A 13,391-nucleotide genomic window follows, 5' to 3' on the forward strand; every position below is an offset into this window, starting at 1 on the left:
ATGCGCCGGATATTATCGGTATTACTGGAAAACGAGTCTGGCGCACTGTCGCGCGTCATTGGGCTTTTTGCGCAGCGCGGCTATAACATTGAAAGCCTGACCGTAGCGCCAACGGACGATCCGACGCTGTCGCGTATGACGATTCAGACCGTTGGCGACGCCAAGGTGATTGAGCAGATCGAGAAACAGCTGCATAAGCTGGTCGACGTGCTGCGCGTGAGCGAGCTGGGGCAGGGCGCTTACGTTGAGCGTGAGGTCATGCTGGTAAAAATTCAGGCCAGCGGTTACGGGCGCGAAGAGGTCAAACGCAATGCGGATATTTTCCGCGGGCAGATCATCGACGTCACGCCTTCTCTTTATACGGTTCAGCTGGTCGGAACCAGTGACAAGCTGGACGCTTTCCTGGCGTCCGTGCGGGATGTAGCAAAAATTGTTGAGGTGGCGAGATCGGGGATCGTTGGTCTGTCACGCGGCGAGAAAATCATGCGGTAGTTATTAAAAAGGTTCGCCTCTTTCAGCCCGGTCACCAAAGCCGGGCTTTTTTTTGCGTAATCAGCCGACAACGCAGATAAAAGCGGTTGCCGCGAAGGCTTTTCTGCGTTTAGATGTTAAAAGATTTAACCATAACCTTGACAGGGCCATGGACTCTTTTCTTTTTTTAAGGGGCAATTGTGAAACTGGATGAAATCGCCCGGCTAGCCGGCGTGTCACGAACAACGGCCAGCTATGTGATTAACGGCAAAGCAAAGCAGTACCGTGTCAGCGATAAGACCGTTGAAAAAGTTATGGCGGTGGTTCGTGAGCATAACTACCATCCGAATGCTGTCGCTGCCGGCCTGCGTGCCGGGCGCACCCGCTCTATTGGTCTGGTGATCCCGGATCTGGAAAACACCAGCTATACCCGTATCGCCAACTATCTTGAACGTCAGGCTCGTCAGCGCGGTTACCAGTTGCTGATCGCCTGTTCTGAAGACCAGCCCGATAACGAGATGCGCTGCATTGAGCATCTGCTCCAGCGTCAGGTTGATGCCATCATCGTCTCGACCTCCTTACCGCCGGAGCATCCGTTCTACCAGCGCTGGGCGAACGATCCTTTCCCCATCGTTGCGCTGGACCGCGCACTCGATCGTGAGCATTTCACAAGCGTAGTGGGTGCCGATCAGGATGACGCGGAAATGCTGGCCGCTGAGCTGAGAACTTTCCCCGCTGAAACGGTGCTGTATCTTGGCGCGCTGCCTGAGCTTTCCGTGAGCTTCCTGCGTGAGCAGGGGTTCAGAACCGCCTGGAAAGACGATCCGCGTGAAGTCCACTATCTCTATGCCAACAGCTATGAACGCGAAGCCGCTGCGCAGCTGTTCGAAAAATGGCTGGAGACGCACCCGATGCCCCAGGCGCTGTTCACCACGTCGTTTGCTCTTCTGCAGGGGGTGATGGATGTCACCTTACGTCGTGAAGGCAAGCTTCCCTCCGACCTGGCGATCGCCACGTTTGGGGATAACGAGCTTCTCGATTTCCTTCAGTGCCCGGTGCTGGCGGTGGCTCAGCGTCACCGCGATGTAGCTGAACGCGTTCTGGAGATTGTTCTGGCGAGCCTGGATGAGCCGCGAAAACCGAAGCCGGGTCTGACGCGTATCAAACGTAATCTCTATCATCGCGGAATTTTGAGCCGCCATAAATGAAATGACGGGGCGGCGAAAACCGCCCCTTTTTACTGAAATAATTTGCCGAGTTAATTCCCGCAATGAAATTAGGATAATTCTTGAGAGATCATAATCTACTATTTTTCCTAATTCATTTTGTCGTTTAAAATGGTCCTTAAAGAATCATGAAGCCATTTTAAAAGCCTATCTTTGTATTATTTTGTTACAAACCCTCTTCGGTCGATGAATATTCAGCCGTTTTTCCTTCCCCCTTGACCGGCCAGCAACGCAGCCGCTGCCTTCACCGTCCGCTTGCGTGAATCTGGCGCTGTTATCCCCAGAGAATCTGTCATAAAATGCTGCCCGCGTCGCAAACTGACACTTTATATTTATCTGCGATGATATTGAGTGAGCCTTAACGCTAGTGTGCATATTCGGTTTTTTTCTTACAAATATTCATAACGTTAATTTTGCCTCGCCAGTTGTGCAGTTATTAGCCAGGTCTGTTTATCTCTGTAAATAGCGGCCTTTCGGGTCCTTATAGGGAGAGTCCTGGCTTGACAAGCTTTTCCCTCGCTCCGTAAACTCCTTTAGGTGGGAATTTGTGGGTTAAAGTGGTGAGGAGGGGTGAGACTGGCATGTTCCGTGGAGCTACGTTAGTCAATCTCGACAGCAAAGGGCGTTTATCGGTCCCAACCCGATATCGCGACCAGCTGATTGAGAACGCTTCGGGTCAAATGGTTTGCACCATTGACATCAACTCCCCCTGCCTGCTGCTTTACCCCTTACCTGAATGGGAAATTATTGAGCAAAAGCTGTCGCGACTGTCGAGCATGAACCCGCAAGAGCGCCGCGTGCAGCGGCTGTTATTGGGACATGCCAGTGAGTGTCAGATGGATAGCGCCGGGCGATTACTGATTGCGCCCGTGCTGCGGCAACATGCCGGTCTGACCAAAGAAGTGATGCTGGTCGGACAGTTCAACAAGTTTGAACTGTGGGACGAAACGACCTGGTATCAACAGGTCAAGGAAGATATCGACGCTGAGCAGTCTGATTCCGCAACTTTATCGGAACGGCTGCAGGACTTGTCTCTATAAATATGATGGAAAATTATAAACACAAAACGGTGCTGCTGGACGAGGCCGTGAACGGCCTGAACATTCGTCCGGATGGCATCTACATTGATGGCACGTTTGGTCGCGGTGGTCACTCGCGTTTGATCCTCTCCCAGCTTGGAGAGGAAGGGCGTCTGCTGGCAATCGATCGCGATCCGCAGGCGATTGCCGTTGCACAGACCATCAATGACCCACGCTTTTCCATCGTGCATGGACCTTTCTCTGCGCTCGCGGATTACGTTGCCGAGCGCGATCTTACGGGCAAGATCGACGGGATTCTTCTCGATCTTGGCGTCTCTTCACCCCAGCTTGATGATGCAGAACGCGGCTTCTCCTTTATGCGCGACGGTCCGCTGGACATGCGTATGGACCCGACGCGTGGCCAGTCTGCCGCCGAATGGCTGCAGACCGCTGACGAAGCGGATATTGCCTGGGTGATCAAAACCTTTGGCGAAGAACGTTTTGGCAAGCGCATTGCGCGCGCCATCGTTGAGCGCAACCGCGTTGAGCCAATGACCCGCACCAAAGAGCTGGCCGAAGTGATTGCGGCGGCGACGCCGGTGAAGGATAAGCACAAACATCCCGCGACCCGTACCTTCCAGGCGGTTCGCATCTGGGTAAACAGTGAACTGGAGGAAATAGAGCTGGCGCTAAAAAGCTCGCTCGACGTGCTGGCCCCGGGTGGGCGGTTATCCATCATCAGCTTCCATTCGCTGGAAGACCGCATTGTGAAACGCTTCATGCGTGAACAGAGCCGCGGTCCACAAGTGCCAGCGGGGCTGCCGATGACGGAAGAACAACTCAGGAAGCTGGGTGGCCGTCAGTTGCGAGCATTAGGCAAGTTGATGCCGGGCGAAGAAGAGGTGGCAGAGAATCCACGCGCCCGTAGTTCAGTGCTGCGAGTTGCAGAGAGGACGAACGCATGATCGGCAGAGTGACAGAGACCCTAAGCAAAGTTAAGGGATCGTTAGGAAGCAACGAGCGCCATGCTTTGCCTGGCGTGATCGGCGACGATCTTTTGCGGTTTGGGAAGCTGCCACTCTGCCTGTTCATTTGCATCATTGTTACGGCAGTTACGGTGGTGACCACGGCTCACCATACACGTTTATTGACTGCGCAGCGCGAGCAGCTGGTGCTTGAACGCGATGCGCTGGATATTGAATGGCGAAATCTGATCCTTGAAGAAAACGCGCTCGGCGATCACAGCCGGGTTGAACGGATCGCAACGGAAAAGCTGCAACTGCAGCATGTTGATCCTTCCCAGGAAAATATCGTAGTACAAAAATAAGGGAAAACGCGACGCATGAAAGCAGCGGCAAAAACGCTAAAACCAAAACGTCAGGAAGAACAGGCCAACTTTATCAGTTGGCGTTTTGCGTTGCTTTGCGGCTGCATTTTACTGGCGCTGGGTTTCCTGCTGGGGCGCGTGGCGTGGCTGCAAATCATCGCCCCTGACATGCTGGTACGCCAGGGGGATATGCGCTCCCTTCGCGTTCAGGAAGTGTCGACTTCTCGCGGAATGATAACCGACCGTTCAGGCCGCCCGCTGGCGGTGAGCGTGCCGGTGAAAGCGATCTGGGCCGACCCGAAAGAGCTGCACGATGCCGGTGGCATCACGCTTGATAACCGCTGGAAAGCGCTGTCAGATGCGCTCAAAATGCCGCTGGATCAGCTTGCCTCTCGCGTCAACGCGAACCCGAAAGGGCGTTTTATCTATCTGGCGCGCCAGGTTAACCCTGACATGGCGGACTACATTCGAAAACTGAAGCTGCCGGGCATTCATCTGCGCGAAGAATCCCGTCGTTACTATCCGTCCGGTGAAGTAACCGCTCACCTCATTGGCTTCACCAACGTCGACAGCCAGGGGATTGAGGGCGTTGAAAAAAGTTTCGATAAGTGGCTTACCGGCCAGCCGGGCGAGCGAATTGTGCGTAAGGACCGCTACGGGCGCGTCATCGAAGATATCTCCTCTACGGACAGCCAGGCGGCGCACAACCTGGCCCTGAGTATTGACGAGCGCCTGCAGGCGCTGGTCTACCGCGAGCTCAACAACGCCGTGGCGTTTAACAAGGCCGAGTCAGGCAGCGCCGTGCTGGTGGATGTCAGTACTGGCGAAGTGCTGGCCATGGCCAACAGTCCGTCCTACAACCCGAATAACTTTACCGGCACCGCAAAAGATGCGATGCGTAACCGGGCGATTACTGACGTGTTCGAACCCGGCTCCACGGTGAAACCGATGGTGGTGATGACGGCGCTTCAGCGCGGTATCGTCAATGAAAACACGGTCCTGAACACGATCCCTTACCGTATTAACGGCCACGAGATTAAAGACGTGGCGCGCTACAGCGAATTGACCCTGACCGGGGTGTTACAGAAGTCGAGTAACGTCGGTGTTTCAAAGCTGGCGTTAGCGATGCCGTCCTCAGCGTTAGTAGAGACTTACTCACGTTTTGGACTGGGAAAGGCGACCAATTTGGGGTTGGTCGGAGAACGCAGTGGCTTATATCCTCAAAAACAACGGTGGTCTGACATAGAGAGGGCCACCTTCTCTTTCGGCTACGGGCTAATGGTAACCCCGTTACAGTTAGCGCGAGTCTACGCAACGATTGGCAGCTACGGCGTCTATCGCCCGCTGTCCATCACCAAAGTTGATCCACCGGTTCCGGGCGAGCGTATCTTCCCGGAATCCATCGTTCGTACCGTTGTGCACATGATGGAAAGCGTGGCGCTGCCGGGTGGCGGCGGCGTGAAGGCGGCCATTAAAGGCTACCGCATCGCCATTAAAACCGGTACGGCGAAAAAGGTGGGGCCAGACGGTCGCTACATCAACAAATACATTGCCTATACCGCAGGCGTTGCGCCTGCAAGCAATCCGCGTTTTGCGCTTGTGGTCGTCATTAACGATCCACAGGCGGGTAAATACTACGGCGGCGCCGTTTCTGCGCCTGTGTTTGGCGCCATCATGGGCGGCGTGTTACGCACCATGAACGTTGAACCGGATGCGCTGGCGACGGGCGAAAAAAGTGAATTTGTAATTAATCAAGGCGAGGGTACAGGTGGCAGATCGTAATTTGCGCGACCTTCTCGCTCCGTGGGTGCCTATGCTACCTGCGCGAGCACTACGAGAGATGGTACTGGACAGCCGCGTGGCTGCTTCTGGCGATCTTTTTGTGGCGGTGGTCGGTCATCAGGCGGACGGGCGTCGTTATATCCCGCAGGCGATTGCGCAAGGTGTTGCTGCCATTATTGCTGAGGCCAAAGACGAAGCAACCGACGGTGAGATCCGTGAAATTCACGGGGTGCCGGTTGTCTATCTCAGCCAGTTGAATGAGCGTCTCTCTGCACTGGCAGGACGTTTTTATCACGAACCTTCCGACCAGCTGCGTCTGGTTGGCGTGACGGGCACGAACGGAAAAACCACCACCACGCAGCTGATGGCGCAGTGGGCTCAACTGCTGGGTGAAACGGGGGCCGTGATGGGCACCGTAGGCAACGGCCTGCTGGGCAAAGTGAGCCCGACGGAAAACACCACCGGCTCGGCGGTTGACGTACAGCATGTGCTTGCCGGTCTGGCAGGGCAGGGGGCAACCTTTGCTGCGATGGAAGTCTCTTCGCACGGTCTGGTTCAGCACCGCGTCGCGGCGCTGAAATTTGCTGCTTCAGTGTTCACGAACCTGAGCCGCGATCACCTTGATTACCATGGTGATATGGAGCACTACGAAGCCGCGAAATGGCTGCTGTTCTCTACTCACCATTACGGCCAGGCTATCATCAACGCCGATGACGAAGTGGGCCGCCGCTGGCTTGCGAAGCTGCCGGACGCGGTTGGGGTGTCGATGGAAGACCATATCAATCCGAACTGCCACGGCCGCTGGCTGAAGGCCGTTGACGTTAACTATCACGACAGCGGCGCGACGATCCGCTTTGCCTCTTCCTGGGGGGAAGGTGAAATTGAAAGCCGCCTGATGGGGGCGTTTAACGTCAGCAACCTGCTGCTGGCTCTGGCGACGTTGCTGGCGCTGGGTTATCCGATGGCGGAGCTGCTGGAAACGTCAACGCGTCTGCAGCCGGTTTGCGGCCGTATGGAAGTGTTCAGCGCGCCGGGTAAACCGACCGTAGTGGTTGATTATGCCCACACCCCGGATGCGCTGGAAAAAGCACTGGAAGCAGCGCGCCTGCACTGCACCGGTAAGCTCTGGTGCGTGTTTGGCTGCGGCGGCGATCGCGATAAAGGCAAACGCCCGCTGATGGGGGCTATTGCCGAGCAGTTCGCGGATATTCCGGTTGTGACCGATGACAACCCGCGTACCGAAGAGCCGCGCGCCATCATCAACGATATTCTGGCGGGAATGCTGGACGCCGGTCGTGCCCGCGTGGTGGAAGGCCGTGCGGAAGCCGTGACCAACACCATTATGCAGGCGCAGGAGAATGATGTTGTTCTGCTGGCGGGCAAAGGGCATGAAGATTATCAGATTGTTGGCAATCGCCGTCTGGACTACTCGGACCGCGTAACGGCAGCACGCCTGCTGGGAGTAGTTGCATGATTAGCATCACGTTACGTCAGGCCGCTGCCATCCTGCAGGGCGACCTGCACGGGCAAGACCTGACCATCGATGCCGTGACGACTGACACCCGCAAAATTACTGCGGGCTGTCTGTTTGTGGCGCTGAAAGGCGAGCGTTTTGACGCGCATGATTTTGCAGAACAGGCCAAAGAGAACGGCGCCGGTGCGCTGCTCGTCAGCCGCAGGCTCGATATCGATCTGCCGCAGATTGTGGTGAACGATACACGTCTCGCGTTCGGCGAGCTGGCCGCCTGGGTGCGTCAGCAGGTGCCTGCTCGCGTTGTCGCACTGACCGGGTCATCAGGCAAAACGTCGGTGAAAGAGATGACGGCGGCGATCCTCAGCCAGTGCGGCAATACGCTCTATACCGCGGGCAACCTCAATAATGACATCGGCGTGCCGATGACATTACTTCGCCTGACCAAAGAGCATGAATTTGCGGTGATCGAGTTAGGGGCAAACCACCAGGGCGAAATCGCCTGGACCGTAAGCCTGACTCGCCCGGAAGCGGCGCTGGTGAATAACCTGGCGGCGGCGCATCTTGAAGGCTTCGGCTCGCTGGAAGGCGTGGCGAAAGCGAAAGGTGAGATTTACACCGGCCTGCCGGATGACGGTATTGCCATTCTTAACGCCGATAACAACGACTGGCTGAACTGGCAAAGCATCATTGGTTCGCGTAAAACCTGGCGCTTCTCGCCGAATGCGGCCAACAGTGACTTTACCGCGACCAATATCCATGTGACGTCGCACGGTACGGAGTTCACCCTCACCACTCCGACGGGCGGCGTAGACGTGCTGCTGCCGCTGCCGGGACGCCATAACATCGCCAATGCGCTTGCGGCAGCGGCGTTATCGACGGCGGTGGGCGCGTCGCATGAGGCGATCAAAGCGGGGCTGGCGAACCTGAAAGCCGTGCCGGGACGTCTGTTCCCGATTCAGCTTTCGGAAAACAAGCTGCTGCTGGATGACTCCTACAACGCGAACGTCGGCTCGATGACGGCGGCGGTGCAGGTATTATCTGAAATGCCGGGCTACCGCATCATGGTGGTTGGCGATATGGCCGAGCTGGGCGATGAAAGCGAAGCCTGTCATACCCAGGTCGGTGAAGCGGCAAAAGCGGCGGGGCTGGACTGCGTGCTGAGCGCAGGAAAACTGAGCCAGGCGATTAGCCGTGCCAGCGGCGTTGGCGAACATTTTGCCGATAAAGCCGCCTTAATTGAGCGCCTTAAGGCATTAATTACAGAAAAACAAATTGTGACAGTGTTAGTGAAAGGTTCACGTAGTGCCGCCATGGAAGAGGTTGTGCACGCATTACAGGAGAACGGGACATGTTAGTTTGGCTGGCCGAACATTTGGTCAAATATTATTCAGGCTTTAACGTCTTTTCGTATCTGACGTTTCGCGCCATCGTCAGCCTGCTGACTGCGCTGTTCATCTCGTTGTGGATGGGCCCGCGCATGATTGCCCGTCTGCAAAAACTCTCTTTCGGCCAGGTCGTACGTAACGACGGTCCGGAGTCGCACTTCAGCAAGCGCGGTACGCCGACGATGGGCGGGATCATGATCCTTACCGCGATCGTTGTTTCCGTGCTGCTGTGGGCCTACCCGTCCAACCCGTACGTCTGGTGCGTGCTGACCGTGCTGGTGGGCTACGGCATCATCGGGTTTGTGGATGATTACCGCAAAGTCGTCCGCAAAGACACGAAGGGCCTGATCGCCCGCTGGAAGTATTTCTGGATGTCAGTGATTGCGCTGGGCGTGGCCTTCGCGCTGTATCTGGCCGGAAAAGACACGCCTGCCACCGAGCTGGTGGTGCCGTTCTTTAAAGACGTGATGCCGCAGCTGGGGCTGTTCTACATCCTGCTGGCCTACTTTGTGATTGTTGGCACCGGCAACGCCGTTAACCTGACCGACGGTCTGGATGGCCTGGCCATTATGCCAACCGTCTTTGTGGCCGCCGGTTTCGCGCTGGTGGCGTGGGCGACCGGTAACATGAACTTTGCGAACTACCTGCACATCCCTTATCTGCGCCACGCGGGTGAGCTGGTGATCGTCTGTACGGCGATTGTCGGCGCGGGGCTGGGCTTCCTGTGGTTCAACACCTACCCGGCGCAGGTCTTTATGGGCGACGTCGGTTCTCTGGCTTTAGGCGGTGCGCTCGGCATTATCGCCGTACTGCTGCGTCAGGAGTTCCTGCTGGTGATCATGGGCGGCGTGTTTGTGGTTGAGACCCTGTCGGTGATTTTGCAGGTTGGCTCCTTCAAGCTGCGCGGTCAGCGCATCTTCCGTATGGCGCCGATCCACCACCACTATGAACTGAAAGGCTGGCCGGAGCCGCGCGTGATTGTGCGCTTCTGGATTATTTCGCTGATGCTGGTGCTGATTGGCCTGGCAACGCTGAAGGTACGTTAATCATGGCAGATTACCAGGGCAAAAAAGTCGTTATCATCGGGTTAGGCCTCACAGGCCTCTCCTGCGTGGACTTTTTCCTTGCGCGCGGCGTTACGCCGCGCGTGATGGATACGCGTGTCTCTCCGCCGGGTCTGGACAAGCTGCCGGAACAGGTTGAACGCCACCTTGGTGGTCTGAATGATGACTGGCTGCTGGCAGCCGATCTGATTGTCGCCAGCCCGGGAATGGCGCTGGCGCACCCTTCATTGAGCGCTGCCGCGGATGCGGGCGTTGAGATTGTCGGCGATATCGAACTGTTCTGCCGCGAAGCGCAGGCGCCGGTTATCGCGATCACCGGTTCTAACGGCAAAAGCACCGTTACTACCCTGGTGGGTGAAATGGCGAAAGCCGCAGGCATGAACGTAGGGGTAGGCGGCAATATCGGTCTGCCCGCGCTGATGCTGCTGGACAAAGGCTGCGAGCTGTACGTTCTGGAACTTTCCAGCTTCCAGCTTGAAACCACCTCCAGCCTGCATGCGGCGGCGGCAACAATCCTCAACGTGACTGAAGATCATATGGACCGGTATCCATTTGGTCTGCAGCAGTACCGCGCGGCCAAGCTGCGCGTATACGAAAACGCCAAAGTCTGCGTGGTTAACGCCGATGACGCGCTGACCATGCCCGTGCGTGGCGCGGACGAGCGCTGTATCAGCTTTGGTATCACCATGGGTGATTATCATCTGAACCGTCAGTTGGGAGAAACCTGGCTGCGCGTGAAAGGCGAGAAAGTGCTGAACGTGAAAGAGATGAAGCTTTCCGGCCAGCACAACTACACCAATGCCCTGGCGGCGCTGGCGCTTGCGGATGCCGTAGGGCTGCCGCGCTCTTCCAGCCTGAAAGCGTTGACTACGTTTTCCGGCCTGGCGCACCGTTTCCAGCTGGCGCTGGAGCATAACGGCGTGCGCTGGATTAACGACTCCAAAGCGACCAACGTGGGAAGCACGGAGGCCGCGCTGAACGGTCTGCACGTTGACGGTACCCTTCATCTGCTGTTGGGTGGAGACGGCAAATCCGCAGATTTCTCCTCCCTGAAGCCGTATCTCACCGGCGATAACATCCGCCTGTACTGCTTTGGCCGCGACGGCAGCGAGCTGGCTGAACTACGCCCGGAAATTGCCGAGCAAACTGAAACCATGGAACAGGCGATGCGGCTGATCGCCCCGCGCGTGCAGCCTGGCGATATGGTTCTGCTCTCCCCGGCGTGCGCCAGTCTCGATCAGTTTAAGAATTTCGAACAGCGTGGCGATGTCTTTACCCGCCTTGCGAAGGAGTTAGGCTGATGCGTTTATCTCTCCCTCGCCTGAAAATGCCGCGCCTGCCAGGATTTGGGATCCTGGTGTGGCTGTTTGCGGCGCTGAAAGGCTGGGTGATGGCTTCACGGGATAAAGATTCCGATAGCCTGATTATGTACGACCGCACCCTGTTCTGGCTGACGCTGGGGCTGGCGGCGATCGGCTTTATCATGGTGACCTCGGCTTCCATGCCCGTCGGGCAGCGTCTGGCGAACGATCCCTTCCTGTTCGCCAAGCGTGACGGGCTGTACATCATTCTGGCGTTTTGCTTGGCGCTGGTGACGCTTCGTCTGCCGATGGCGTTCTGGCAGCGGCACAGTACCGCGATGCTGATCGCTTCTATCATCATGCTGTTGATCGTGCTGGTTGTCGGGAGCTCCGTTAACGGGGCATCGCGCTGGATCGCCTTCGGCCCGCTGCGTATTCAGCCGGCGGAATTTACCAAGCTTTCATTGTTCTGCTATCTGGCGAACTACCTGGTCCGTAAGGTCGATGAGGTGCGTAATAACCTTCGCGGGTTCTTAAAGCCGATGGGCGTGATTCTGGTGCTGGCGATCCTGCTGCTGGCGCAGCCTGACCTCGGTACTGTGGTAGTGCTGTTCGTGACGACGCTGGCGATGCTGTTCCTGGCAGGGGCCAAGCTGTGGCAGTTCATTGCCATTATCGGAATGGGGATATCAGCGGTGGTGCTGCTGATCCTCGCTGAGCCTTACCGTATCCGCCGCGTTACCTCATTCTGGAACCCCTGGGAAGATCCGTTCGGCAGCGGTTATCAGCTGACGCAGTCGCTGATGGCGTTTGGCCGCGGTGAAGTCTGGGGGCAAGGCCTGGGCAATTCGGTTCAGAAACTGGAGTATTTACCGGAAGCGCATACTGACTTCATCTTCTCCATTATTGGGGAAGAACTGGGTTATATCGGTGTGGTATTAGCGCTATTAATGGTATTCTTCGTCGCTTTCCGTGCTATGTCCATCGGCCGGAAAGCGCTGGAGATCGATCACCGCTTCTCAGGCTTCTTAGCCTGCTCAATTGGTATCTGGTTTAGCTTCCAGGCACTGGTTAACGTCGGGGCCGCAGCGGGTATGCTGCCGACCAAAGGTCTGACGTTGCCGCTGATCAGCTATGGTGGTTCGAGTCTGTTGATCATGTCGACGGCCATTATGTTTTTGTTACGCATAGATTATGAGACGCGTCTGGAGAAAGCCCAGGCGTTTACACGAGGTTCACGATGAATCAACCGAAGCGGTTAATGGTGATGGCGGGCGGTACCGGCGGACACGTGTTCCCGGGACTGGCGGTTGCGCACCATTTAATGGATCAGGGCTGGCAGGTACGCTGGCTGGGAACCGCAGACCGCATGGAGGCCGACCTGGTACCGAAGCACGGTATCGAGATCGACTTTATTCGAATTTCTGGCCTGCGGGGAAAAGGTCTCAAGGCCATGCTGCTGGCACCGGTGCGTATTTTCAACGCCTGGCGTCAGGCGCGCACCATCATGAAGCGCTTTAAGCCCGATGTGGTGTTGGGCATGGGCGGCTATGTCTCTGGTCCCGGCGGGCTGGCCGCATGGTCATTGGGTATTCCCGTTGTGCTGCATGAGCAGAACGGTATTGCCGGCCTGACCAACAAGTGGCTGGCGAAAATCGCGACCAAAGTGATGCAGGCGTTTCCCGGCGCGTTCCCGAAAGCGGACGTGGTGGGCAACCCGGTGCGCGTGGACGTGCTGGCGCTACCGCTGCCGGATGCCCGCCTGGCGGGACGTGAAGGTCCGGTTCGTGTGCTGGTTGTCGGTGGGTCTCAGGGGGCGCGTATTTTAAACCAGACGATGCCGCAGGTGGCGGCAAAGCTGGGGGATGCCGTGACGATCTGGCACCAGAGCGGAAAAGGCGCTCAGCAGACCGTTGAGCAGGCTTATGCCGAAGCGGGAAAACCGCAGCATAAAGTGACGGAATTTATTGACGATATGGCCGCAGCCTATGCCTGGGCCGATGTCGTGGTCTGCCGCTCGGGGGCGCTGACGGTGAGCGAAATTGCCGCCGCCGGTTTACCCGCGCTGTTCGTGCCGTTCCAGCACAAAGACCGACAGCAGTACTGGAATGCGCTGCCGCTTGAGAAAGCCGGCGCGGCGAAAATTTTTGAACAGCCACAATTTACCGCCGATGCGGTCGCCACCACCCTGGCGGGCTGGAACAGAGACGCACTGCTGGAGATGGCACAACGCGCGCGCGCGGTTGCTATCCCGGATGCGACAGAACGGGTGGCAAAAGAAGTGAGCCTGGCAGCCCAGGCTTAACCCTCGCAGCGCGTGAAGCGCGGCACGAATTTTAAGT

Annotated in this window: 12 protein-coding genes; all 12 read left to right on the plus strand. The window is 57.0% G+C overall.

What is annotated here, in order from left to right; all coding sequences use genetic code 11:
* The 12 genes from ilvN to murG all read left to right on the plus strand — a co-directional run bounded on the left by ilvN (position 1) and on the right by murG (position 13,354).
* Positions 1 to 492, plus strand: a complete 492-nt coding sequence (ilvN, locus tag AC4ICF_RS03730) for an acetolactate synthase small subunit (protein ID WP_045259452.1) — start codon at positions 1 to 3, stop codon at positions 490 to 492.
* Between the two features lie 179 nt (positions 493 to 671).
* Positions 672 to 1,679: a catabolite repressor/activator gene (gene cra, locus AC4ICF_RS03735; protein ID WP_014168621.1), complete on the plus strand. Its 1,008-nt coding sequence runs from the start codon at positions 672 to 674 to the stop codon at positions 1,677 to 1,679.
* Positions 1,680 to 2,278: 599 nt separating this feature from the next.
* Positions 2,279 to 2,737, plus strand: a complete 459-nt coding sequence (mraZ, locus tag AC4ICF_RS03740) for a division/cell wall cluster transcriptional repressor MraZ (protein WP_014882537.1) — start codon at positions 2,279 to 2,281, stop codon at positions 2,735 to 2,737.
* 2 nt (positions 2,738 to 2,739) lie between these two features.
* Positions 2,740 to 3,681: a 16S rRNA (cytosine(1402)-N(4))-methyltransferase RsmH gene (rsmH, locus tag AC4ICF_RS03745; protein ID WP_028015503.1), complete on the plus strand. Its 942-nt coding sequence runs from the start codon at positions 2,740 to 2,742 to the stop codon at positions 3,679 to 3,681.
* Positions 3,678 to 4,043, plus strand: a complete 366-nt coding sequence (gene ftsL / locus AC4ICF_RS03750; RefSeq protein ID WP_006173860.1) for a cell division protein FtsL — start codon at positions 3,678 to 3,680, stop codon at positions 4,041 to 4,043. Before rsmH ends, ftsL begins: the two co-directional genes overlap by 4 nt.
* Before the next feature lie 15 nt (positions 4,044 to 4,058).
* Positions 4,059 to 5,825: a peptidoglycan glycosyltransferase FtsI gene (locus tag AC4ICF_RS03755; RefSeq protein ID WP_028015504.1), complete on the plus strand. Its 1,767-nt coding sequence runs from the start codon at positions 4,059 to 4,061 to the stop codon at positions 5,823 to 5,825.
* Positions 5,812 to 7,299, plus strand: coding sequence for a UDP-N-acetylmuramoyl-L-alanyl-D-glutamate--2,6-diaminopimelate ligase (murE, locus tag AC4ICF_RS03760; protein ID WP_316379692.1), 1,488 nt, complete (start codon positions 5,812 to 5,814; stop codon positions 7,297 to 7,299). The genes AC4ICF_RS03755 and murE overlap by 14 nt, the downstream gene beginning before the upstream one ends.
* A complete protein-coding gene (gene murF / locus AC4ICF_RS03765; RefSeq protein WP_116342502.1) occupies positions 7,296 to 8,654 on the plus strand; it encodes a UDP-N-acetylmuramoyl-tripeptide--D-alanyl-D-alanine ligase in 1,359 nt (452 codons plus the stop codon). The genes murE and murF overlap by 4 nt, the downstream gene beginning before the upstream one ends.
* Positions 8,648 to 9,730 carry a phospho-N-acetylmuramoyl-pentapeptide-transferase gene (gene mraY, locus AC4ICF_RS03770; protein WP_008501985.1) on the plus strand — a complete coding sequence of 361 codons (1,083 nt, stop codon included), beginning with the start codon at positions 8,648 to 8,650 and terminating at the stop codon, positions 9,728 to 9,730. The genes murF and mraY overlap by 7 nt, the downstream gene beginning before the upstream one ends.
* A 2-nt stretch (positions 9,731 to 9,732) precedes the next feature.
* Entirely contained in the window at positions 9,733 to 11,049 is a 1,317-nt protein-coding gene (gene murD, locus AC4ICF_RS03775) for a UDP-N-acetylmuramoyl-L-alanine--D-glutamate ligase (RefSeq protein ID WP_166710111.1), read from the plus strand.
* Positions 11,049 to 12,293 (plus strand): cell division protein FtsW, encoded by a 1,245-nt coding sequence (gene ftsW, locus AC4ICF_RS03780; protein WP_028015508.1) that lies wholly within the window; start codon positions 11,049 to 11,051, stop codon positions 12,291 to 12,293. Before murD ends, ftsW begins: the two co-directional genes overlap by 1 nt.
* Positions 12,290 to 13,354: an undecaprenyldiphospho-muramoylpentapeptide beta-N-acetylglucosaminyltransferase gene (gene murG / locus AC4ICF_RS03785; protein ID WP_116342506.1), complete on the plus strand. Its 1,065-nt coding sequence runs from the start codon at positions 12,290 to 12,292 to the stop codon at positions 13,352 to 13,354. The genes ftsW and murG overlap by 4 nt, the downstream gene beginning before the upstream one ends.
* Positions 13,355 to 13,391: the final 37 nt, after the last annotated feature.

The sequence above is a fragment of the Enterobacter sp. ECC_219_Taxon_10 genome (genome assembly GCF_058354905.1).